Origin of the sequence: Virgibacillus pantothenticus, assembly GCF_018075365.1 — a bacterium.
GTDB classification, from domain to species: domain Bacteria; phylum Bacillota; class Bacilli; order Bacillales; family Amphibacillaceae; genus Virgibacillus; species Virgibacillus pantothenticus.
Genome location: NZ_CP073011.1, coordinates 4684302 through 4709101, shown reverse-complemented (window position 1 = coordinate 4709101; position 24800 = coordinate 4684302). Strand labels below are relative to the sequence as shown.

17 protein-coding genes are annotated in these 24800 nt (G+C 39.5%); 12 read left to right on the top strand and 5 right to left on the bottom strand.

The genetic code is table 11. From position 1 onward, the window contains the following. The first annotated feature begins 21 nt into the window (after positions 1-21). The 7 genes from cobA to cysC all read left to right on the top strand — a co-directional run bounded on the left by cobA (position 22) and on the right by cysC (position 6790). Positions 22-795, top strand: a complete 774-nt coding sequence (gene cobA / locus KBP50_RS21710; protein WP_050350629.1) for a uroporphyrinogen-III C-methyltransferase — start codon at positions 22-24, stop codon at positions 793-795. A gap of 19 nt (positions 796-814) precedes the next feature. Continuing rightward, a complete protein-coding gene (locus KBP50_RS21705; RefSeq protein ID WP_050350630.1) occupies positions 815-1546 on the top strand; it encodes a sirohydrochlorin chelatase in 732 nt (243 codons plus the stop codon). A gap of 30 nt (positions 1547-1576) precedes the next feature. After that, positions 1577-2218 carry an NAD(P)-binding protein gene (locus tag KBP50_RS21700; RefSeq protein WP_050350631.1) on the top strand — a complete coding sequence of 214 codons (642 nt, stop codon included), beginning with the start codon at positions 1577-1579 and terminating at the stop codon, positions 2216-2218. After that, entirely contained in the window at positions 2202-3014 is an 813-nt protein-coding gene (locus tag KBP50_RS21695) for a uroporphyrinogen-III synthase (protein ID WP_050350632.1), read from the top strand. The genes KBP50_RS21700 and KBP50_RS21695 overlap by 17 nt, the downstream gene beginning before the upstream one ends. Before the next feature lie 210 nt (positions 3015-3224). Further along, complete coding sequence (gene sat / locus KBP50_RS21690; RefSeq protein WP_236691365.1) at positions 3225-4394, top strand: sulfate adenylyltransferase; 1170 nt, start codon at positions 3225-3227, stop codon at positions 4392-4394. Between the two features lie 18 nt (positions 4395-4412). Next, a complete protein-coding gene (locus KBP50_RS21685; protein WP_050350633.1) occupies positions 4413-6173 on the top strand; it encodes an SLC13 family permease in 1761 nt (586 codons plus the stop codon). Positions 6174-6184: 11 nt separating this feature from the next. Continuing rightward, positions 6185-6790 carry an adenylyl-sulfate kinase gene (cysC, locus tag KBP50_RS21680; RefSeq protein ID WP_050350634.1) on the top strand — a complete coding sequence of 202 codons (606 nt, stop codon included), beginning with the start codon at positions 6185-6187 and terminating at the stop codon, positions 6788-6790. A 667-nt stretch (positions 6791-7457) separates the two neighbouring features. Here cysC and KBP50_RS21675 read toward each other — a convergent pair. Both KBP50_RS21675 and KBP50_RS21670 read right to left on the bottom strand, forming a co-directional pair. Next, positions 7458-7739, bottom strand: a complete 282-nt coding sequence (locus KBP50_RS21675) for a hypothetical protein (protein WP_076361929.1) — start codon at positions 7737-7739, stop codon at positions 7458-7460. 156 nt (positions 7740-7895) lie between these two features. Next, on the bottom strand, positions 7896-8465 hold the full coding sequence (locus tag KBP50_RS21670; RefSeq protein WP_050351152.1) for a histidine phosphatase family protein: 570 nt from the start codon (positions 8463-8465) through the stop codon (positions 7896-7898). Positions 8466-8892: 427 nt separating this feature from the next. On the opposite strand from KBP50_RS21670, the gene KBP50_RS21665 reads away from it, so the two are divergent. Both KBP50_RS21665 and KBP50_RS21660 read left to right on the top strand, forming a co-directional pair. Then, a complete protein-coding gene (locus KBP50_RS21665; RefSeq protein WP_050351153.1) occupies positions 8893-9759 on the top strand; it encodes an SDR family oxidoreductase in 867 nt (288 codons plus the stop codon). A 1537-nt stretch (positions 9760-11296) separates the two neighbouring features. Next, positions 11297-17302, top strand: coding sequence for an LPXTG cell wall anchor domain-containing protein (locus KBP50_RS21660; protein WP_050350636.1), 6006 nt, complete (start codon positions 11297-11299; stop codon positions 17300-17302). A 503-nt stretch (positions 17303-17805) separates the two neighbouring features. Here the strand turns inward: KBP50_RS21660 and KBP50_RS21655 are convergent. Further along, a complete protein-coding gene (locus KBP50_RS21655; RefSeq protein WP_050350637.1) occupies positions 17806-18165 on the bottom strand; it encodes a Lin0512 family protein in 360 nt (119 codons plus the stop codon). A gap of 424 nt (positions 18166-18589) precedes the next feature. On the opposite strand from KBP50_RS21655, the gene dacB reads away from it, so the two are divergent. The 3 genes from dacB to KBP50_RS22855 all read left to right on the top strand — a co-directional run bounded on the left by dacB (position 18590) and on the right by KBP50_RS22855 (position 21883). Continuing rightward, positions 18590-20119 carry a D-alanyl-D-alanine carboxypeptidase/D-alanyl-D-alanine endopeptidase gene (dacB, locus tag KBP50_RS21650; protein ID WP_050350638.1) on the top strand — a complete coding sequence of 510 codons (1530 nt, stop codon included), beginning with the start codon at positions 18590-18592 and terminating at the stop codon, positions 20117-20119. Between the two features lie 363 nt (positions 20120-20482). Beyond that, a complete protein-coding gene (locus KBP50_RS21645) occupies positions 20483-21241 on the top strand; it encodes an AAA family ATPase (RefSeq protein ID WP_050350639.1) in 759 nt (252 codons plus the stop codon). Positions 21242-21526: 285 nt separating this feature from the next. Continuing rightward, entirely contained in the window at positions 21527-21883 is a 357-nt protein-coding gene (locus tag KBP50_RS22855; RefSeq protein WP_373314178.1) for a hypothetical protein, read from the top strand. A 440-nt stretch (positions 21884-22323) separates the two neighbouring features. Here the strand turns inward: KBP50_RS22855 and metA are convergent, their stop codons facing one another. Both metA and pssA read right to left on the bottom strand, forming a co-directional pair. Beyond that, positions 22324-23232, bottom strand: a complete 909-nt coding sequence (gene metA, locus KBP50_RS21635) for a homoserine O-acetyltransferase MetA (RefSeq protein WP_050350640.1) — start codon at positions 23230-23232, stop codon at positions 22324-22326. Between the two features lie 765 nt (positions 23233-23997). Continuing rightward, complete coding sequence (pssA, locus tag KBP50_RS21630) at positions 23998-24684, bottom strand: CDP-diacylglycerol--serine O-phosphatidyltransferase (protein ID WP_050350641.1); 687 nt, start codon at positions 24682-24684, stop codon at positions 23998-24000. Positions 24685-24800 lie beyond the last annotated feature (116 nt).

The following is a 24800-nucleotide window of genomic DNA, read 5'->3' as shown; positions in this document are numbered from 1 at the left end:
AATAGAGAGGCGGAGGGAGCTATGGGAAAGGTATATTTGGTGGGGGCAGGTCCAGGAGACCCCGATTTGATTACGGTAAAAGGTGTCAAGATCATCGGTCAATCAGATGTTATTTTATATGATCGTTTGGTGAATGAACAATTATTAGATTATGCACCTGAACAAACAACACGAATCTATTGTGGGAAACGTCCAGATTACCATGCGTTAAAACAGGAAGAAATCAACCGATTACTCTGTCATTATGCAAGAAGAGGAAAGATTGTTACGAGATTAAAAGGTGGAGACCCATTTATTTTCGGAAGAGGGGGAGAGGAGGCTCTAGCTTTAGGAAAATATCAGATTCCATTTGAAATTGTACCAGGAATCACTTCTGGATCAGCCGCGCCAGCTTATGCAGGGATCCCGTTAACCCATCGTCAGATTAGTTCCTCCGTTGCCTTTGTATCGGGTGTAACTAGGAAGGAAGAAGATAGTGAAGCATATTGGGAGCATCTTGCTAAGGGCCCGGATACCCTATGTATCTATATGGGCGTAAAAAACCTTCCTGAAATTTGCAAGTATCTGATTCGATATGGCAGGGATGCAATGACGCCGATTGCCGCTATCTATTATGGGACAATGCAAGTACAACAAACGGTCACAGGTACGTTGCAAACAATAGCAACAAAAGCGAAACAGATTAAAAACCCTGCGATGATTATTGTTGGCGATGTTGTTCGATTGCGTGAGCAGATACAGTGGTTTGAAGAGATGGCTTACGAAGCCGAGTCGCCAAGTGCTGTAAGCAGTTGATGAAAGGGGAAATATGATAATGCAAGGAGTGCTTTATGTAAGTCATGGGAGTCGCTATGCTGATGCTACGGCAGAGGCAACGGCATTTCTTGAGGCAGTGAAAGAACAAGTAAATCTCCCCTTGCAGGAAATCTGCTTTCTCGAATTGGCTTCTCCTAATATGATGCAGGGAATAGCTAATTTGGTAGCTCAAGGGGCAACCAGCATCGCAATCATACCTGTTCTATTATTACAGGCAGGTCATTATTATCATGATATCCCGCAGGTCATTGCGCAACAAAGGGCATTATATCCAGCGGTTTCGTTTTCCTATGGTCAGCCTCTCGGTGTACAGGATCGGATTATCCAGATATTAGCTGAGCGCATCGACCAAGCAGTTGCAGAACGGAGACCAGATATGAAGGTACTGTTAATAGGCAGGGGAAGTAGCAATCCACAAACAGTTATGGATATAGAAACGATTGTATGTAAGCTGAAACGAATAACGACGCTGAACCACATTGAAGCCTGTTATTTAGCAGCTTGTGAACCATCTTTTGATAAAAAGCTGCAAACGGCGGTTACAGAGAAAAATTCGCAAATCGTCATTGTCCCATATATCTGGTTTACCGGATTTCTAATGCGACATATTCATAAAAAGGTTACAAAATTTAAGGGTACAGATAAAGAAATCGTTGTTTGTCAGCATTTAGGGGAGCATCCCGCAATGCAGGAAGCATTAAAGGATCGTGTTATCGAGGCAATATCGTAAAGCTAATATGATAAAAAGGGTGTTACATGAATGGCCCGTATTCCATTAATGGTTGAATTAAATGAAAAGCAAGTAGTTATTGTTGGTGGAGGCATAATAGCAGCAAAACGTGTAAATACAATGATGGAAAGCTGTGCGCAAATTACCGTTATTAGTCCTACGATTAATCAAGCAATTCGAAGGGCTTGGGAAGCTGGCTTTCTTATATGGCGACAAAAGACATTCGAGGCTACGGATATTCAACAGGCTGTGCTCGTTATTGCAGCTACTAACAATCAATTGGTGAACCAATTCGTATGTCGGTCAGCACCAGCTGGGTGTCTTGTAAATAATGCTTCCGATGCAGTAGAAAGTCATGTTCATTTTCCTGCTCATTTAAAGCAAGGAAGATTATCTATCAGTATTTCAACCAATGAAGCAAGTCCAACGCTAGCAGCCAAAATTAAGCAAGAACTCGAAGCTGTCTATAACAAGGACTATATAGGCTATGTGGAATTCTTATATCAAAGCAGGCAGCTACTGAAACAATCCACATTGGATAAGCAACAACAGAAAAAGCAATTGCAAGCTCTCGTTTCCGATGAATTTCTATGTAAAGATAAACAGCTGCAGGCACTCCAGTCGCTGAAGCAGATAGCGGGAAGGATGAATGCGAGTGAAGGGGTTATATAACAAAAGGATAGGTATAGCTGCTACACGAAAAGCAGACCAGATAGCAACATTAGTAAAAAAATATGAGGCTATACCTTCGTTTTTTCCTATCCAAGGCGAACAAGTATTGGATGAAGATACATGTGTAGAAAATATCTCTTCTTTATTGTCAGAGCCGTTTGACCTTATCATTCTAACAACTGGGATAGGAGCAGAAAGCTTAGAAAGGGTTGCCCGAGATCGAAATTGCTGTTCAGATTTTATTCAGAAGCTAGAGCGAACGACGTTAGCAGTTCGTGGCAGTAAAACAATTCATTGGTTAAAAAAGCATGCGATTTCTCCTGCTTTTGTATCGCAAGACGGCACCATGGCAGACTTATTGCTAACACTTGCTAATGCTGATCAGCAGGGGAAATGTGTATATATACAGGCATATAACCAAGACGATGCGTGGTTAGAAGCCGCATTAGAGAATTTAGGCTATGCTGTCTATTTGGCAAAACCTTATTATTATAAGCAACCGAATGCGGACATATTACGAGCGTTAAAAGATGCAATAATAGGCTCATGGTTAGATGCTGTTATATTTACAAGTAAAACACAGGTTCAGAATCTGTTCCAATCCCTTTCAGATCAAGAACAAAAGCAGGTGATAGCTGCATTTCATGAACATGTCTTAGCTGCCGCAATTGGGATGGTGACCGCGCAGGAATTAAAAAAATATAACATTTATGATGTTTTTTATCCAACGAAGCCCAAGATGGGTCGAATGATCGTAGAAATGAACTATTATTACGAACAATATATTGTCCCATAAAGTGAATTATCAATCAGTTGGGTTTTTATCTCCCCCCACTGATTGCTAGTACAGCAAGGATGTGACCTAAAGGCTTCTGAGCGAATCGGGAATTTCGGTGCTGATATCTCCCACTTAGACTGGGTTGTAATGGTCTGGAAGAGGAAGTCTTACAGCACCTTATATCGGGATAAATAGGTACGTAATGAAAATGAATAGGAGGGAGTTCAAGTGATATCAACAACGGAACAGTTAGGAAGTATTCCACATGGTGGCAAATTGATCCAAAGGCAAGTTGATCGTGAAGAACGAGATATGTATTTACAAACCATAGCGAACTTAAAAACAATCACATTAAATAGTTGGCATCTATCTGATTTGGAATTGATAGCGAATGGTGGGTTTAGTCCTCTCATTGGTTTCATGGGTAAGTCTGATTATACGAGGGTTGTAGAAGAAATGCGGCTAGAGGATGGTACGATTTGGAGCATTCCTATCACACTAGATGTAGAGCAAACCCAAGCAGAAACATTGGAAATAGGTGACCAAATTGCACTTATGGGAGAGGATAATGAAGCCTATGGTGTCTTAGACCTTACCGAAAAGTTTCGCTATGAAAAGGAAAAAGAAGCAAAATTTGTGTATGGCACAATCGATCCTGCACATCCAGGCGTAAAAAAAGTTTATGAAAAAGGGGATGTATATGTAGCTGGACCTATTCGGCTCCTACAAAAGAAAACCAATAATCAATTTGCTAACTATCATCTTGATCCTGTGGAAACAAGACAATTATTCAGAGATTTAGGATGGAAAACCATTGTTGGCTTCCAAACGAGAAATCCAGTGCATCGTGCCCATGAATATATTCAAAAATGTGCTTTAGAATCGGTTGACGGTCTATTACTCAACCCTCTAGTAGGAGAAACAAAGTCCGATGATATTTCAGCCGAGATTCGAATGAAAAGCTATGAGGTAATCTTAGACAAATATTATCCGCAAGATCGAACAAGACTAGTAATCTACCCCGCAGCGATGCGTTATGCCGGTCCAAGAGAAGCAATACTACATGCGATTGTCCGAAAAAATTATGGTTGCACACATTTTATCGTTGGACGGGACCATGCAGGTGTCGGTGATTTTTATGGAACTTATGAAGCGCAGGAGTTAATTTGTGAATACGAAGCAGAGCTGGGAATACAAATTTTCGCCTTTGAACATGCCTTTTACTGCACAGCATGTGAAAATATGGGAACCGAAAAAACATGCCCGCATGATCGAACCTACCACGTGCATTTAAGCGGCACGAAAGTACGTGAGAAGTTACGTAATGGCGAAGATTTGCCAAAGGAATTTTCGCGGCCAGAAGTAGCAAAAGTTTTAAGAGAAGGCTTAAGACGTTAATTAAAGGGAAGGTTTCGCATGTCGAATGAAATGATCGTTGTTTCTATCGTAATATGTTTCATGATTGGTGCGCTTATCATGGACATTGCTCGTCCAGTCATCATTGTGTTTACCGCGTTAACCATCTTTTTAATAACAGGTATTTTAACACCAGAGGATGCACTTATTGGTTTTTCAAATGAAGGGATGCTCACCATTGCTCTTTTATTTGTTATAGCAGGGGCGATTCAAAAAAGCGGTATCATTGAAGATATTATGAAAGGCTGGCTAAATAAAAGTAATAGTTTAATTGGTTCCATGATCCGTGTGCTTATACCAACATCTGTACTTTCTGCCTTTTTAAATAATACGCCGATTGTTGTTACGTTCACCCCAATGATTAAAAGTTGGTGTGAGGAGCGTCAAATTGCTCCATCTAAATTCTTAATCCCCCTTTCATATGCAACCATTTTAGGCGGAACCATTACGTTAATGGGGACATCCACCAACCTCGTTGTCCATGGCATGCTAATGGATTACGGCTATGACGGGTTTTCCATCTTTCAGTTAGCAGTTATCGGCATTCCGATTACCGTTGCTGGGCTCATTTATTTGCTTGTTATAGGGAGACATCTTTTACCTGACCAGAAAGGATTGCAACAGCAAGTAAGAGAGAGTTCAAAGGAGTACATTGCAGAATTGATGGTAGAAGATTCATTTTCAGGGGTAAATCGGACGGTAAAAGAGGCTGGATTAAGAGAGTTAAAGGGTCTCTATTTATTGGAAATTATTCGTGATAAGGAACGCGTATTCCCGGTTCGCTCGACAACTAGAATTCAAGCAGGAGATCGCCTTATTTTTACTGGTTTAATTACGGCATTAGCTGGATTGCAAGCAACGAAAGGGCTAACAGTTAGCATGGGAAAGTCTGTAGATGTTGATGATTTACAAAAGGCTAACTCAACCATTGTAGAAGCTGTGGTATCGCATCAATCTTCTTTACTTTACAAATCAATTAAGCAAGCTAAGTTTCGATCCTTATATGATGCTGGAGTTATCGCAGTTCATCGAAATAACGAACGTCTTAAATCCAAGATAGGTGATATCTTGTTAAAGCCAGGTGATAGCTTACTATTACTGGCGGGAGCGGATTTTATTGAAAAGTATCAGCAATCCGAAGATTTTTATGTCGTAACGCCGTTTCATCGCAATGCCTTTAAAGGGTGGATAACGATCATCTTGTTTTTAACGATGATTTTACTAATTACAATCGGAATTCTAAGCATGTTTAAGGCGATGTCTATTGTAGTTGTGGTTATGTTAGCAATGAAGGTAACCACGATTGAAGAGGCAAAGAAATATATCCATTTTGATGTCCTGTTACTTATTGCTTGTTCATTTGGTATTGGAATGGCGACGATGAAGTCAGGTCTTGCATCTTGGATTGCTGATGGGATATTAGCTGTAGGAGAGCCGCTGGACTTATTTATCGTATTGTTCCTTATTTATATAGTAACCAATATATTCACGGAAATCATTACGAACAGCGCAGCGGCTATTTTGATGGTTCCGATTGCCTTCGAGATGGCAGCTACACTAGATTTAGATCCAATGGGTTTTGCGGTTACAACGACGATTGCAGCGTCTGCCAGCTTTATTACCCCAATCGGCTATCAAACGAATCTAATTGTTTATGGTCCTGGAGGCTACACATTTAAAGACTATGTAAAAATAGGGACACCACTAAGTATCCTGGTTATGCTGATTACTGTAATTATTGTATACTTTTGGTGGTTTTAGGAGGGGAAAATATGAGTAAATCGAAGCATATTTCTTGGCATGAATCTATGGTAACAAAGGAATTTAGACAAAAGCGAAACAAGCATAAAAGTGCAGTACTTTGGTTTACGGGGTTATCCGGATCTGGAAAATCAACTCTCACCGTAGAGTTGGAAAGGAAGCTTTATCAACTAGGTATTTACACGTATCGGTTAGATGGCGATAATATCCGCCATGGGTTGAATAAGAATCTTGGATTTTCTCCAGAGGATCGAACAGAAAACATACGAAGAATTGGCGAAGTATCGAAGCTATTTATCGATGCAGGGATTCTTACATTAACTGCCTTTATTTCGCCGTATCGAGAAGATCGAAATCTGGTAAGAGCGCTGTTACCAAGTAACGAATTTATTGAAATTTACGTGAAATGTAGTTTAGAAGCATGTGAGGAACGTGATCCAAAGGGGTTGTATAAAAAAGCACGTGCTGGTGAAATTGCGGGATTTACTGGCGTTGATGCACCTTACGAGGCACCAATTGCTCCTGAATTAACGATTGATACGGAGAAACTATCTGTGGAAGAAGCAACGCAACAGGTTATGAATTACTTGTTAGAAAATGAATATTTAACAGAATAAATACCAAATATCCCCATTGTGAAAACAACAAAGTGTGATCAAAAAGGAGGTAAAGAGAACCGAGGTCGGCTAATCTTTGCGTCCTTGAAAAATAAAAACACTATTTCTGCGTGCGAAGTATTAATGTCGTAGCTTTCTTATCCTGTGCGGGAACCGATACTAGTACGTCTTGAGCGCCTAAGTTATGAAGTGGCGACGTATCGGTAGCGTACTTGTACAGATGTACTGGCTTTTACGCCCGTCACAGGAAGTGGGCAGTTTTAGTAGCAGCTCCCATCTTCCATAGAACATATAGATACATGGGTACTAGTGAATCCCTCCTCGAAAAACATTCTCACGTAGGAACAGGGGGTACTCTTTTCCAAGGAACGGAGAACCGAGTCAACTAGCAACGTCGATGTGTCATCTTTAGTACACTTTTTGAACGATCTTTAAAAGGGAAGTACTTGCGGCTATGTAAAAAAAGAGCCCACTAAAACACACCAAAAAAAGCGTGGGCGAGTACTTCCAACTCTAGCTCCAACGCCTAGTCATCTATAGTAACTTCACCATTCGTAGAACGGCAATAGCTATCTTATCGGAGTTTCGATACTTGTTTGGATTTGTACTTTTGTCTAACGGTGGAGCTATAATACCCTAATGTTTAATATGAGTGGGTTATTTGTTGCTAAAACGAACAGACTTCCAGTTTGTTACCGAATAGATCATAAAAAAAAGAGCTCATACTATCATATGTTTCGATTGCTTTTACCGTAACATCCTTATTTTGCAATTGGCTGTGTGTTACTACTATATTTTCTGAGAAAAAGTTAAAATGCGGCTGACGACTTCTTTCATAGGTTGTATCTGCTTTCAATAAAATAAGCGGTGTCTCTCCTAGTTTTAATACGATAAGATTATTTTTTAGATCATCAAATAGTACGGTAGATCCAATATATCGGTATACCAACTTTTAGCTGCTTCTAAATCATGAATGAACACCGTATCCATTCGTTGAAATATCATTAAAAACCACCTTCCTATATTCAGTCAGAATTTAGAATAATGACATTTTAGGTTAAAAGCAACCCCTTTATTTTTTCTCCTCCCACCACAGCCCCGTGTTTTACTGTAAATGTTCTACTTGGTTATAATTTTCCACCCGCCAAGTTTCGTTTTTCAATTGAATATTGCTAATGCATCCATTTATGAGGGATGTTTTGCCTGAACCGATCTCTCCATTGGAAACTTCAGCTAGTATAGCATTGATGGCAGCCCCGTGTGCAACTAACAAAACACGTTGATGAGGATAATTTTGATTTACTTTTTCTACCCCAGCCATTACGCGCTGACGAAACGCTATTCTTTCTTCCTGATTTGGAAAGTGACCATCTGGATACGCCTGTGCCCTCTCTTCCATCGTCATACCTTCTGCATCTCCAAATGAACGTTCTTTAAAATCATCCATTTCTATTAATGGCAGCTGTAAGTACTGATTTATGATTTCGGCAGTCTCTTTTGCACGCAGTAAAGGACTACAAATAAGGATATCATAATCATCAGCGTTTAAATATTTTCCACATGCATGTGCTTGCTCTCTTCCAGTATCATTCAGCGGGATATCTGTTTTTCCTTGTAGCTTGCCTTGTTTATTCCAGTTCGTTTGTCCGTGACGGATAAAACAAATCGTTGTAATGGTTCTTCTCTCCCTTTTCATCATCTATTTTTATTATATCAAATAGTACTAAAAAATTCGCTGTAAACCTATACAAGACTGTTTCCTTCGAACGAAAATGCAAGCTATGTATACACGTATATTTTTTACCCGGATGAGAAAAATAAGCTTTATTCCGTATGTATTTTAGCAGTAGGTTCTCCACATCCCTCCTGTGAGAGAAACTTGAGGAAAAGTGGAAGGGTCCACTGCTATTACGTGTGTCATTCTGTTCAGAGATCTTTAGGTCATTCCCTTGGGGTGCTAATAATCACTTAAGGATAACCAAAGCCCAATGTTTAAAGATTTCCATTACGCTTTTGGTGAAAAATGATTTAGATTATGTTTGTTTAATGGCTTATCGTGGAATCGAACACTATGTGTTATGAATAGAGGAGGTAATTAGATGATGAAACCTGAAGATATGCAAAAAGGGAGCACACCACGTCAACACCAAAACCGGCAGCCAGGATTTGAATCCGAAATGAATCCATTACCGCACCAGCCGCTAGATTATAAAGGTTCCGAGAAATTAGCAGGCAAGGTGGCATTAATAACTGGAGGAGATAGCGGCATCGGTCGTGCAGTAGCTATTTTGTATGCAAAAGAAGGAGCTCATGTAGCTATCTCCTACCTTGATGAGCATGCAGATGCTGAAAAAACAAAAGAATTCGTTGAAGCTGAAGGAGGAAAATGTATTCTGCTTCCTGGGGATATTAAGAGTGCTGCCCATTGCCAGGATCTCGTGGAAAAGACGGTAGAAGCATTTGGAAAAATTAATATTTTAGTTAACAATGCTGCCATTCAATTTATACGCGAGGACGTATTAGATATATCCGATGAACAACTGGAGGATGTATTTCGAGTTAACTTCTTCTCGCAATTCTATTTAACCAAAGCAGCTGTCCGTCATATGAACTCTGGGGATTCGATTATTAATACGTCATCCATTAATGCGTATAGAGGAAATCCGATATTAATGGATTACTCTGCCACGAAAGGAGCGATTACTGCATTCACCCGCAGTATTGCCCAAAGCTTGGCCAAAAAAGGCATTCGTGCAAACTCGGTAGCTCCTGGTCCCGTTTGGACACCACTCATACCAGCATCTTTTGATGAAAATGGCGTAGAAAACTTTGGTCAAGATACGCTGATGAATCGACCTGGTCAGCCATCTGAACACGCATGGCCGTATGTAATGCTAGCGTCAGATGAAGCTTCTTATATGACAGGGCAAGCGATTCACATTAATGGTGGTACATGGACTTCCTCTTAACTGTGTTGATAAAACTATGGAAAGAAAAGCTCCGTTAACAGCGGAGCTTTTTTTACGTGCTTGTATAGAGAAGTATAAAATGAGGTGCTTGAGGATAACGAAATAACCGAATAGTCACGTCCGGCGCATGAGCCCAGCAACGATGCGACTTCACGAAATCGCCCCTACGATAAGTCGTCATCGGTTCGTCTCTAAGAGGAAGGCCGACGAAAAAACGGGCTTGTCGCCCAGTCGTCGGCATACCCCTGTTTTAGTGGCATGATTCCTTTATCCCGTAAAAAGGCGTTGTAGACTCCCACTTCAAGAATGGAAGCGGTGAGCTAAACAAGTTGAAGTGGGAGGTAACAGTACCTAAATCCCCGATTCGTTCAAGGGCCTTTAGGTCATACCCTGGTGGTACTAACAATCAGCGGGGATGGAAGAACCCCCCGCTGATTGAAGGTTCACTTTATCTTTAGTTGATTCGTTCCATTCACTACGTTGCTAAACGGGCGCTTACGCCTTTGTTCATATGCGAAGACTGGATTGGTGTCTAAACAGAAGTCCATAGATTCTGTTTTGTATAGTTTTTGTAAAGTTGTATTTAGTATAATCTAGACGCAAAGTTATGGTAGAAAAACTCATTCTGCGTATGTAATGTTTGCTGTCTTTAAAAGGGGCGTTAACAGCATCGGTAAGACTATCATCGGAAATATGTGCGCAGTTTGTGTTTATCCCATAGATAAGGTGCTGTAAGACTCCTACTGGAAGAGTTGGAGAAACCATACTACAACAGACTAAGTGGGAGATAAGAACACCTAAAATCTCCGTTTCGTAATGAGATTTTTAGGACATATCCTTGTGGTACTAACAATCCGTGTGGGATGGAAGCCCCCACTGATTGAAGCTTCACTTTATCGTACTGAAGTGACTCTCTGCAGATGATCAATGAGAAATAGAAAACAATAGCCAAAAGAGCTTCAGTAAATTCAATGAACGTAGAAGAAAAACGATCGAATAAGGGGGGATGAGCAAAAAATAGGAAATCAAACTAATTGGCATTTGTTATCAACGTGTAGTGAAGGCTTATATACATTTCAGCGAATTGCCAATTGTAGATGTAAGATCGTATATCTCTTAGTTGATCAATAGATTTAAGACTTCTGTATGTTCAGCTTCAAGGGAATATTTTTGTGTGTATGAACTAGTTTATTATTCAACACGTACAAAAGCTGTAAAAATTTCACTCCTTTTTTGCTTGTCAAATACCATACGTTTCACACAACAACACATCATTTCGTATGAAAGTTTTGATCTTAATGAATTGAAAAACGATTTATTAATGAACTATTCGCTATTGTAGAACAGATAAAAGAATCTAAATATCATCGAATTCTTTTTACCGTTATTGGTATCAAGATGATCTTGTTTTAAGAGGAAATATATAAGGAAAGCACCATGTGAACTACAAGGTTTTCCATGCTTTTTAACATTCTATGTAAAGGGCTCTACTATTCCTCTAAAAGATACTAACACCTATATGGAAAGGGGTAGCACATTGAAGAAGCAGTTAAGTGTGCTTTTTATTATTTTCCTTCTAATGCAAACAATTTCTAGTAGTCTAGCATTTCCTATGCAAGTTAAAGCTCAAGGCTCAACTACAGATGAAATTGTAAAGAATATGGAGCTGGTTAATGAATTAGGCGGATCCATTCAGCAAGAAGATAAACAAAAAGCAACACATGTAAAGGTAAGCTGGTCTATTAAAGGGATAACAGTTGAACCTGACAAAGATTATACCCAACAGCTCCCTGCTGTTATTGAAATGGATAAGAAACAGACAGGTAAGTTATTGGTCGAAGAAGGTGAAGTGGGTACTTATATTGTAAATACAGACAACACCCTAACGATTCGCTTTAACGAAGGAATAAGGCAATTTCCAGAAGCGAGCGGGTCGTTTACAGCAGAAATAGCTCCAAGTGCAGAAGATAAGGATCAAGAAGAGAAGGCTGATGAAACTACACCAGAGCAAGATGAAACTGCATCAGAGCAAGAAGATGTGGGATCAACGGATGCGGAAGAAATTGCCGAAGACCCAAAAGAGGAAGTAAACCATGCTGAAAATGCAAATTCTGAAGAAGCAGTTGCAAAACCTGCTGAGGGAGAACAGCTTGAAAAAGCGGCACAAAAAACGGAAGAAATTGATCCGTTAAAAGCGATTAAAGAAAATATTTTAACTCGTGCTGAAGTTATCTATGAAAATAGCGAAGGAGAATCCATAGACAAACCAGGCTTGGGTTCGATCATTGCTATAAAATATTGGTGGGAATTACCAAATGGGCATAAATATAAAGAGGGCGACACCTTTACATTTCAGGTACCGCCAGAGTTAGACATTTATAATGAAATTGATCGTTTGGAAATGAAGTTTAATGGAGAAACGATCGGCTATTTATCTGTAACCAAAGATGGAACAGCAACGATTGAATTTACCAAGTTCATTGAAGGATATTCTAATATCAATGGAAACTTCGAGATTTTAACGCAATTAAGCGAGGAAATTATTATTAACGAAGAGAAGGAAGTTATTATAACCCCAATTGAAGGGAAAGACTCGATCACTATTCCCATAGATTTTAATCCAGCGGGCCCGGCGGTAGAGAAGCAAGGTATTCCAAATCGTACTTACAATGCCGAAGAAATTGAATGGACAGTTGACTTTAATAAAACGTTAGACACGATAAGAAACGCTACCATAAACGATCCGATTCAAAAAGGGCAAGCGCTCAAAGAAGGCTCCATTAAGCTGTATCATTTGCAGACAAAATTAAGTGGTGAAGTGACACAAGGCGAGGAAGTTGACCCTAATTCATATACAGTAGGTAAGACGGAGGACGGGGAAGATTTTACGATCCATTTTAGCGAAGATATCCATTCAGCTTTCCGACTCGTATATGAAACAGATATTACAGATGCAGAACAAGCTGTATTCAAAAATAACGTAACGTTAACAGGTGAGGGAATGCAGGATAAAACTGCTGAAGCTACTGTAACAGTTGGCAGAGGTAAGCCTTTGAAGAAAAAGGCTACACATTATGACCGTGAAAACCAAATTATCACTTGGGAAATCCGTTATAACTACAATGAGAAAAACATCGCCCAAAAAGATGCGTTATTAAAGGACTTTTTTAATGGAAGTCAAGATCTGATTGAAGACTCGTTTGTCGTGAAAAAAATTACGCTGGATGAAAATGGTCATGAAGTAGGCGAAGGAGAAGTCGTTACTAATTATACAGTCGACCCTAAACAACAAGGCGATCAAAACGGCTTTCATTTACAGTTTACCGAAGATATTTCTTCCGCTTACAAAATGGTATATAAAACGAAGGCTTCGGAACGAGTGTTTGACGAGCAAGAGATTACGAATAAGGTTGATGCTGGTGACCATAGCGCCACAGGAAAAGAAAATATCGGTCAGGTGATCTTATTCAAGAACCATGGGAAACCAAACTATAAGGATAAAACGATTGAATGGATGATTAGTTTTAACCACGATAAACATAAGATGAATCATGTAGTCCTGAAAGACACCTTCACCAATAAAGGTCTTACACTTTTACCGGAAACGATTAAAATTTCAGGTATGGAAAAAGGAACAGATTATAAACTGGTTAAAAATGAAGCGGATGAATTTGTAATTGAATTTAAAAAAACAATAACTGAACCGCATACGATAAGTTATATGACAGAATTTGACTATGATCAACGCGAAGATAAGGATAAGCATTTTATTAACCATGCACATCTGACTTGGACAGATGAAGATGGAAACAATAGGGAAAAAGAAGCTGATGCTACATTTACACCGGATGAGTATACACAGCATAACGGGTTTAAACATGGTTCCTATAACGCAGTAACAAAAGAGATTACATGGAATATAGGTGTTAATTACAATTTAAAAACGTTACAAAATGCAGCTGTGAAAGATTATATTCAAGGCAATCAGCAGCTAATACGTAATTCGATTACGGTATACTTGATGGAACTCACAGGCAAAGAAAATGGCACAAAGTTAAGAGAAGCAATACCAGGAGAAGATTACTCCATAAAATTTATTCAAAATGAACAAGGCAAGCCAGGCTTTCAAATCAATTTTGAAAAAGAGATTAATGAACCGTATTTAATTGAATATAAAACTAGTCTGGAAAATCTCGATCTAGTTGCAGCTAACTACAATAATACAGCGACACTCTATAATGGAGACCAGAAAGAAACCGACTTAGATGCTTCTGTATCTATTCCGCATGGCGGCAAGTATACAACAAAGTCAGGAAGTCAAAATGGTAAGGCTATTGATTGGCAGGTTCATATAAACTTTGCTCAGTCCCAAGTTAGTAATGCTACGATCGTTGACAATCCAAGTAGTAATCAGGCACTATTGGAAGATTCTTTCCGTTTATATGCAACATCTATCGATGAAGCAGGTGAAGTTTCTAAAGGAGAACTATTAGAGCTGAATAAGGATTACACCTTAGATCTACAGCAAAACCCTGATACTTTTACACTGAAGTTTAAAGAAGAAATTAATGAGCCGTACATTTTAGAATACCAGTCCTTAATTCTTGCAAAGCCAGGAGAGACTGTAAATAACGAGATTTCCATTAATGGCGAAAACATTGAGGAGGTAATCAATAAGTCTCAGAGTTCGGTATCAGTAAAGAGAACCGCTGGTATGGGCGAAGGAAAAGGTGAAATCGGTAGACTCACTGTTTATAAAACAGATCGCAATAGTGGTAATCCGCTTTCGGAAGCTACTTTTACCCTTAAAGATCCGGAAAGTGGTATTACGATTGGTACGAAAACAACAAATGAAGATGGTAAGATTGTCTTCGATCGATTGCTTTATGGCACGTACACATTACTTGAAGAAAGCGCACCAGACGGTTATCTCATCGATACGAAACAGCATGCCATTTCTATCGATAAACCATACGAAGAGAATAGTGAAGAGAAAATAGGAAATCAGGTCACTGTAACTAACTCTAAGATCATTCGAGACGTCCAATTGCAGAAGATTGACCAAGAAACTGGAGATATTTTAGCTGGAGCAACGTTTGTACTAGAGAAAAAAACTGGTGATTCCTATAAAGTGGTGGATTACCTAACAACAGATGTAGCTGGAATGATTTATAAAGCTAATTTAGATCCTGGTAAATATCGATTTGTGGAAACAAAAGCACCGAATGGTTATCAGCTTAATACAGAACCAATTCCATTTACGATCGGCGAAAAGCAAACAGAAATTCTTACATTAACAGCAAAAAATATAAAGCTCGGTTCTGCGGAATTAACGAAGCTTGCCAAAGAAGACGAGAATCAGTCCTTAAAAGATGCTGAGTTTCGATTAGAACGAGAAGATGGAACGGTTGTTTATCCATTGCTACGAACAGATGAAAATGGCAAGATTTTAGTTCCTAATTTGGAACCAGGCAAATACCAATTTATCGAAACAAAAGCACCAGCATATTATCAACTCAACGAGGAACCAATTCCGTTTACTGTAAAATCTGGCGATCCAAGTACAGTAATGGTAACAGCAATTAATGAACTAATTCGAGGCAAAGCCGAGTTGACAAAGGTAGATAAGGATAACAAAGCGTTAAAGCTAGAAGGTGCTAAATTTGAATTGCAGGATGAAGCAGGAAACAACTTGCAAGAAAGCTTAACAACGAATAAAGACGGAAAAATTGTTGTAGAAGACTTAAAGCCAGGTAAGTATCAGTTTGTCGAGACAAAAGCACCAGCGCACTACCAACTAGATGAAACGCCAATACCGTTTACGATTGATAAAAGTAAAACAGAAGCAGATGTGGAAGTAGTATCGGTTCAGGCAACGAATGAGCTTATCCCAGGATCAGTGGAGCTAGAAAAAGTCGACGAAGATAACCAGGGTACGAAACTAGCAGGAGCGGTATTTGAACTGCAAGATGCAGACGGAAAAGTCCTTCAAGAAGGTCTAACAACGAATGTGGAAGGCAAAATCGTTATAGAAGACTTACGACCAGGTAAGTATCAGTTTGTAGAAACGCAAGCACCAGATTATTACAAGCTAGGTACTGAGCCAATCACATTCGAGATTGAAAAGAGCCAGAAAAAAATAGTAAGTGTGACTGCAACAAATAAATTAATTACTGGCAAAGTGGAACTTACGAAGGTTGATAAAGATAACAAGAAGCAAATTATTGATGGAGCCGTATTTGAATTGCAAAACGAAGCAGGAAAAATGCTACAAGAAGGCTTAACAACGGATAAGGATGGTAAAATCGTTGTAGAAGACTTGAAGCCAGGCAAGTACCAGTTTGTAGAAACGCAAGCGCCAAAGGGTTATCAACTAGATGAAACGCCAATACCGTTTACGATCGATAAAAGCAAAACGGAAGCAGATGTGGAAGTAGTTTCGGTTCAGGCAACAAATGAGCTTATCCCAGGATCAGTTATGTTAGTAAAAGTTGACGAAGACAACCAGGATAAGACACTTGAAGGGGCGGCATTTGAACTACAAGATGAAGCAGGCAAAACTCTACAAGAAGGCTTAACAACGAATAAAGACGGTAAAATCGTTGTAGAAGACTTGAAGCCAGGCAAGTATCAATTCGTAGAAATGCAAGCACCCGCATATTATCAATTAGATGCTAAGCCAATCACATTCGAGATTGAAAAGGATCAGAAAGAGATATTAAGCGTGACTGCAACAAATAAATTAATTACTGGCAAAGTAGAACTTACGAAGGTTGATAAAGATAATGACAATGCACCATTGGCAGAAGCAGAGTTTGCGTTACAAGACGAAACCGGGAAAATGCTTCAAGAAGGCTTAACAACGAATAAAGACGGGAAAATCGTTGTAGAAAACTTGAAACCAGGCAAGTATCAGTTTGTTGAGACAAAAGCACCAACGCACTACCAATTAGATGAAACGCCAATAACGTTTACGATTGATAAAAGCAAAACAGAAGCAGATGTCGAAGTAGTATCGGTTCAGGCAACGAATGAGCTTATCCCAGGTTCAGTTATGTTAGTGAAAGTTGACGAAGACAACCAGGATAAGACACTTGAAGGGGCGGTATTTGAACTGCAAGGTGCTGACGGAAAAGTCCTTCAAGAAGGTCTAACAACGAATGCGGAAGGCAAGATTGTTGTAGAAAACTTGAAGCCAGGCAAGTATCAGTTCGTAGAAACGCAAGCGCCAAAGGGCTATCAACTAGATGAAACGCCGATATCGTTTACGATTGACTTTAGCCAAGGGAAAACTCTTGAATTGACAGTTGAAAATAGTATCATTCAAAAGGCCCCAGTATCAGGTTCTGGAAATGATAATAGTCAACCGACTCAAAAAGATCCTGAAAATAGTAAAGAGCAGCCAGATCAAGCTGGACAGCAAGCAGGAGAAAAACTTCCTCAAACTGGTGAAGAATGGCTGCGTTACATGATGATCTTAGGGATTTCATTATTTATCCTTGGTGGATTTTTACTGATTTCCAGACGCAGAAATGCGAATTAATAATAAACCCCGATGTGAAATCATCGGGGTTTATTTGTGAGGGAAAGCATGTACGTGCTAAGAAAAGTCCTGGGACATAACGAAATGCTAACTTTAAAAACGATGATTAAGCTCTGTGCAAACATATAAATAGGAAAAATCTGAACTAATTTGAATTATGATTAGAAGAATTTTCAATTAAAGTTCGGATTTTTCTAAAAGATAAGAAATTATAAAATGAGGTGCTTGGGGATAAAGAAATAACCGAATAGCCACGTCCGGCGCATGAGCCCAGCAACGAGGCGACTTTAGAAATGCGCCCTACGATAAGCCATCATCGGTTCGTTAATAGAGGAAGGCCGACTAAAAACGGGCTTGCCGCCCAGACGTCGGCATACCCCTGTTTTAGTGGCATGATTCCTAAATCTTTAGTTGATTCGTTCCATTCGCTACGTTGCTAAACGGGCGCCCCGAGCCTTTGTTCTTGGCTAAAATTATTTTCTCCAGCCGCCTCAATTTTATTATTAGTAGCCCACTTCAACAGCAGCATTTACCATATACATTAAGTCATTTTCGTCATCTTTATCTTCCAAGATAACTCCACTTGAAGTTGCCATGCCACCGTCTGTCACATCAACAGTAACCGACCCATAAGGAACAGCATCTTTTACTTTCTCCGTATCAAGCAATTTACGGTCTAAAGGAACGGCTAATCTAACGTTTACTTTCATATTTTCTAGTTTTTGGTCAGGAAGGCTATGCTCAATTCCTGGCATGGAGTTAAACCAAATAGCGTTTTCCACTGCCCGAACAGCTGCTTTTGTAATATCTTGTCCATGAACATCAATGCCTGTACCAGCTTGAATAAATAGAATTTGCTTCATGATAAAACTCCTTTTCAAATTAAAATTGCTTTCTACTAACAAAAAACTATTTTTATACAACCGTTCCCAGCAAAAGTGCATGTTAAACATGGTAGTCATAACAATCGTTTATGACACATACACTAGGTATAGCCGAACAAAACGATAGGACAACCTAAGTGGTGATATATGCGGTGTCCATTTTTTTAAACACATTTTACGTTAGATGCAAATTTTTGTTTTTCAGCATACATTTATCTTGCGCATAAGGTGCTGTAAGACTCCCGCTTATCTGTACTGTAACAAGACTAAGTGGGAGTTAACAGCACCTAAATGCCCGATTTGTTCACCTAACCATCAGTGGTGGATGAATGAAAACCAGCCACTGATTGAAGATTCACTTTATCGCAAAGCGAAAATAATTTAGTAAAGGAGGCGAATTTTTATGGTCTGGAGATCGTACAAAAAAGTTGGTCTATTTATCATTATAATCATTGCTTTAGCTATCATTCCAATTGCAAGTCAAGGAGAGCTTCTGTTTACGAAAGTGTCTAATGCAACAGATGAAACGGAGGCAGATGCAGCTTCCCTTGAAGAGAAGCTTACCGATATTCTGACAAACGAACAACTAAACGGCGCAACAGCAGCTGTAAGTGTGATGCATGCAAAAACAGGTGACATATTATTTTCTCAAAACGGGGGAAGCCGCCTGCATCCTGCTTCAAATATGAAAATACTGACAGCAGCAGCCGCTTTAGAAACACTGGGAGAAAATTATCAATTTGCAACAGAAGTACGAACTGATGGAAAAGTGAAAGGAAAAATGCTGCATGGAAATTTATATTTAAAAGGAAACGGAGACCCAACTTTATTAAAAAGTGATTTGCGGCAGATGGCAAAAGAACTAAAGAATCAAGGTATCCTTAAAGTTAAAGGAGATTTGATTGCGGATGACACATGGTATGATGATGTCAGACTTTCTCAGGATTTAAATTGGTCCGATGAGCCATTTTATACAGGAGCTCAAGTTTCTGCTTTAACGCTTTCTCCAAATGACGATTACGATGCAGGAACAGTAATTGTTGAAGTTTTACCGCAAACCACAAAAAAGAGAAAGGCGGTTGTACAGGTCACTCCAGAAACAGACTATGTGGAAATCGTTAATCATACACAAATCGTAGCTGCAGATGGTACGAAAGATATTTCCATCGAGCGAGAGCACGGTACAAATAGGATTATAGTAGAAGGAACGATGCCCGAAAAGGCGGCTAAAGTTAGATCGTGGGTCTCCGTTTGGGAGCCAACAGGATATGTATTAAATGTATTTCAGCAAACGTTACAGGAGGAAGGTATTGCTTTTATTGGCAAATCAAAAGCTTTATTTGGAAAAACTCCAGCGAAAGCACGAATGTTAACATCCAAAAAATCGATGCCATTAAAGGATTTACTCATTCCTTTTATGAAGCTAAGCAACAATGGACATGGCGAAGTGCTGACGAAAGAAATGGGGAAAGTAGTCCATGGTGAAGGAAGCTGGGGTAAAGGGATTAAGGTTATCGAACAGGTAATGGACGATCTTGATGCAGATACAGACACGATGCTGCTACGGGATGGTTCTGGTATGTCACATAAAAATATGATTCCTTCTGAAGAACTTTTGCAAGTATTATATCAAGCACAAAAACAAGACTGGTTTCCTGTGTTTCAAAACTCCTTACCAGTAGCTGGCGAGCCAGAGAGATTAGTTGGTGGAACATTACGAGATCGGATGAAGGAAAAACCTGCAAAAGGAAATGTAATCGCAAAGACAGGTTCCTTAACAGGCGTGTCGACATTATCTGGATACGTTACAACACAGAATCAGGAGCCGCTCATTTTTTCAATTATCATCAATAACTATATTGGCTCGGACGAAGGTATTATTAAAATAGAGGACCAAATTGCCACAATGTTAGCAGCACATCAATTTAAGTAAAGAAAACGGCTTTTAATCTCAAGCTTTGTAGGAAATAACGAGCATGTAAGACCTTAGCGTTTCTCTGAAATTGTCTACTATATAGGTGCAATACCAGTGCGTAAATAGCTCATTGCAGATATAAAGTCGCCCATTATAGCGAGAAAGTCGCCCGCTGCAGCGAGAAATTCGACCAATATAGTCGAGAATCCACAAGCAAATTGCGAGGCTGATTAAAAAACGGGCATTATCGTAACGTTAAGCTTATCTGTCCTAATGAAATATCAGCTCAGGATCTTAGAAAAAATCTATAACAGACGCACCTATTCGAATAAACGGTTACATGCTAAAATAAGAACAACTATCCTTTTTGAGGTGAGCTTGGTGACAAAATTAACGTCGGATACAGCGTTTTTAAAAACGGTTTATTTAAAAGAAGATCGCTTGCCAGCTGCCGATCATTTTCCGTTTGATTTACCGATTATGAAGAACTTTACTGGAATTGCCTTTCATCCGAATGTGACTTATATAATCGGGGAAAACGGAATGGGGAAATCTACGTTATTGGAAGCGATTGCTATTGGTTTAGGATTCAACCCAGAAGGCGGAACGAGGAATTTTAATTTTTCCAGCTATGATTCCCATTCGCCATTAGATCAATATGTACGGATTGCGAGGGGGACGAATCAACCCAAGGATCACTTTTTCTTTCGTGCAGAATCTTTCTATAATGTGGCTACCAACATCGAGGAATTGGATGCTGCTGGTTCCATTGGACGTAAAATTATTGATTCTTATGGAGGAACGTCGCTACATAAGCAGTCTCACGGAGAAGCGTTCTTTGCAGCCTTTATGCACCGCTTTCAAGGGCATGGGTTGTACATATTAGATGAGCCTGAATCTGCTTTGTCACCGTTACGGCAGCTGTCCATGCTGCGACGTATTCACGATCTTGTAGAGGAAGGCTCACAATTCGTTATTTCTACACACTCGCCGATACTTATGGCTTATCCTAATGCTTATATTCTGGAACTGACCGAAGAGGGGATGCAGGAAACGGTATTGGAGCAAACGAGCCATTACAAGGTTATGGAGCAGTTTTTTGAAAACAAAGAACGAATGCTCCATCATTTATTACAATAGTGTGGCGTAATCAAAAAGGAATAGCAAAGGTGTGTCATTAAAACCGACCATAATAAACATACAAGTATAGTAAAAAGCCGCTGCGCGCCATTTTTTACATAATGTCATATTTAATTACGTAATACCAATTGTACTAGAATAACGTTATTCCTCATATTTGTTACAAGGAACGTTTGTCTGCCTCTGCTTATCTAATTACAAAAAGCTATCCATTCCTAGCACAAACACCCAGTTCCTTTCATATCCTAACGTAGAGCAAAAACTTTTGAAATGAGGGAATTACAAATGAGCTACGAATGGGATGTACCCACTCAAACAAGTAACGAACAAGAGCATGAATTTCCAGAATACCAAGCGTATCCTACAACGTATGCAATCGATCCACAATATGATGACCAGGAATGGTTGCGGCGCCCAATTGGTTTTGGAAGACCCTTCTTCGGTCCAAGACCCTTTTTTGGACCGAGGCCATTTTTCGGGCCAGGATATGGTTTTGCAGGTCCAGGATTTTTCCCGGGATTTGGTGTAGGTCCATTTGTTGGGGGATTAGCAGGCGGTTTGTTGGCCGGAACCCTAGTTAATGCATTCGCCCCTCCATTTTATCCGGGCTATCCACCTTATTCTTCATATTATGGATATTAGCATACATGTAGAAGCATGCGGACTATCTCTGTAAAAATATGGTACTTGAAAAGCGCAAGCTGTACAGTAACTTTCTGTTCGGCTTGCGCGGTTTTTGTTTCCCTCGCATGTACACTAGCAGTAGCACCTACCCTGCTACGAGCTAAGCCCGGCAAAAAACGTGGGTTTAACTACCAGTCAAATGTCCATTCTATTCAAATGTCTTTAGACTTTCTTCCTATGGTAATAACAATTCGTGTGGGATAATAAGAAATTTACCTCGTATATAAGGTGCTATAAGACTCTCACTTCATAGGAGTAGGATCATCTTCTGCAAACAAGTCTAAGTGGGAGATAACAGCAAAATGCCCTGTTTCGTAGATCATACTCCTAGGCTACTAACAAGCTGTAGGGGATGAATGCCCCCCACTGATTGAAGTTTCACTTTATAATGATTGGATTTACTTCCATTCATACGGGGTTTCTTGATATACATAGTAGTTTAACCAGTTCGAAAATAAGAGATGTGCATGAGAGCGCCAACGATTAAGCGGCGTTTTCTTCGTGTCATCATTCGCGAAATAATTTTTCGGTATGACTGGATCCAATCCTTTTTTCTTATCCCGCTGGTATTCTTTAGCAAGCGTGTCATGATCATATTCAAAGTGCCCAGTGATCATAATATGTTTTTCGTCCTTTGATATGACGATAAATGGGTCGTCGTTATTTGTTGCCGCAAGCACCATTAAACGGTCATCTGCTTGAATGGCTGCAAGTGAGGTTCCTGTGTAACGAGAATGCGGTGCTAAAAATTCATCATCAAATCCACGGATGAGTTCTACCGTAGAATGGGACACGGAATGAGGGAAAACGCCTGTGCATTTGGTAGGGAGCGTAAATTTTCCAATGCCGTAGTGATGATACAACGCGGCTTGAGCTGCCCAGCAAATATGCATAACGGATGTAACATGCGTTTTTGACCACTCCATAATCAGTTTCAGTTCTTCCCAATAATTTACTTCTTCAAATGACATTAATTCCACAGGAGCGCCGGTAATAATCATTCCATCAAACCGTTTATGTTTAATAGCGTGAAACGTTTGGTAAAACTGATTGAGATGTGATTTACTCACTGTTTTCGAATCGTGTGTTGCTGTACGCAGGAATGTTACTAGCACCTGCAAGGGGGAATTTCCTAATAGCCGCAACAGTTGGGTTTCTGTACGTTCTTTTTCGGGCATTAAATTCACGATCACAATGTTTAATGGTCGAATATCTTGGGTGGTGGCTCGAACGGTATCCATAATAAAGACATTTTCTTTTTCTAAAATGCCGTGTGCTGGCAATTGCCTAGGAATCGTAATGGGCACTAGGAACCCTCCTTATTCAGTATTTTCCCCATTATATAAGAAGTTTGCAGAAAGTTCTATCGATGTGTTTGAAAAATAAACTAGTTATGATCCCGCACATCTAACCAGCAGTAAGTTCAGTCCTTCTCTCCAACGAGTTGAAATAAGAAAGAACGTGGTACCCAATAGTGAGTCCAATGTCCGATTCTGTTCACACTAACAATAGTAGGGGAGGAAAGAGCACCCCTCGCTAATAGAAAATTATTTTACCTGTAATAAACGTTTCTATTCGGTTACTTTTTAGCAATTAAATTCTGGCTCCTCGTTATTTAGCGTTGGTAGGACATGCAAAAGATAGATACGCAGTCGATTGACACGGTCCCTCAGGCTGGTCTGCTTCACGAGCTAAGACGTCAGTAGTAAGGGATATATTGGCACATGCTTGTCATACTATCGTTCCCGCTTCTGTATAATCTTCTAAACTACCTTTTTCCCATAACAAACAGCAAGGCCCTAAATTCTAATGTATACAACATGTTTTGAAAATCCTTTTCTTAAAGAATAAGAAAGTATAAACTTAGGTGCTTATGGATAATGAAATAACCGAATAGTCACGTCCAGCGCATGAGCCCAGCAACGATGCGACTTTAGAAATGCGCCCTACGATAAGTCATCATCGGTTCGTCGCCTCACCGTGATTCCTTTATCTCAGTTGATTCGTTCCATTCGCTACGTTGCTAAACGGGCGCTTGCGCCTTTGTTACTAAAAAATTCCTGAACAATAGATTACCTGCTCTCTCTTATTTTAATAAAGCGATAGGTAACATAAATAAGATAAAGCGGTGTAGCAACATATAGAAAGGTTGGAAATTTCTTATAAGATTCCAAATTAATAATAGTAAGAAGCGCTCCTAAGAATATAGTTACAATAGTACCGTAACGCGGTAACGGTACCTTTTTAAAACTCGGTATTTTTATGGAACTTACCATTAAATAGCAAAGCGCAGTAAAAATCACGATTGTCACAATACTAGGAATAAAGCCACTAAACAGAGTCAATATAGCTAAAATTCCTCCTGCAGCAGTAATTGGTACGCCGATAAAATGCTCCATTGAATCTTCTTTAGAGCAAATATTAAATCTCGCTAATCTGTAAGCTCCAAACAGTGGAAATAGTCCACATATGGCTAAACCGATCCAGCCACTGTTTAAAAATAAAGTATAGTATATTAATAAGCTCGGTGCTACGCCAAAAGTAACAATATCAGCTAAAGAGTCCAATTCCTTTCCTAAGGGGCTTTCCACATGCAACATTCTGGCAAGTCGACCATCCATACTGTCTAACATCATACCAATGAGAATTAGAATAGCTGCATTTTTATATTGACTTGATCCAGCATAACTAATAGATAGGAAACCACAATACAAGTTTCCTAATGTAAATAGGTTCGGTATTTGTTTTATAAAAGTCATTATATCCTCCTGATGGGTTCATCTTTAGTAGTATATATCTATTAAACCATTATACTAAATTTTAGTATATGCGTTATAGTTGTTTTTTGAATTAGTGGTGTGTTGTCATAGATCAC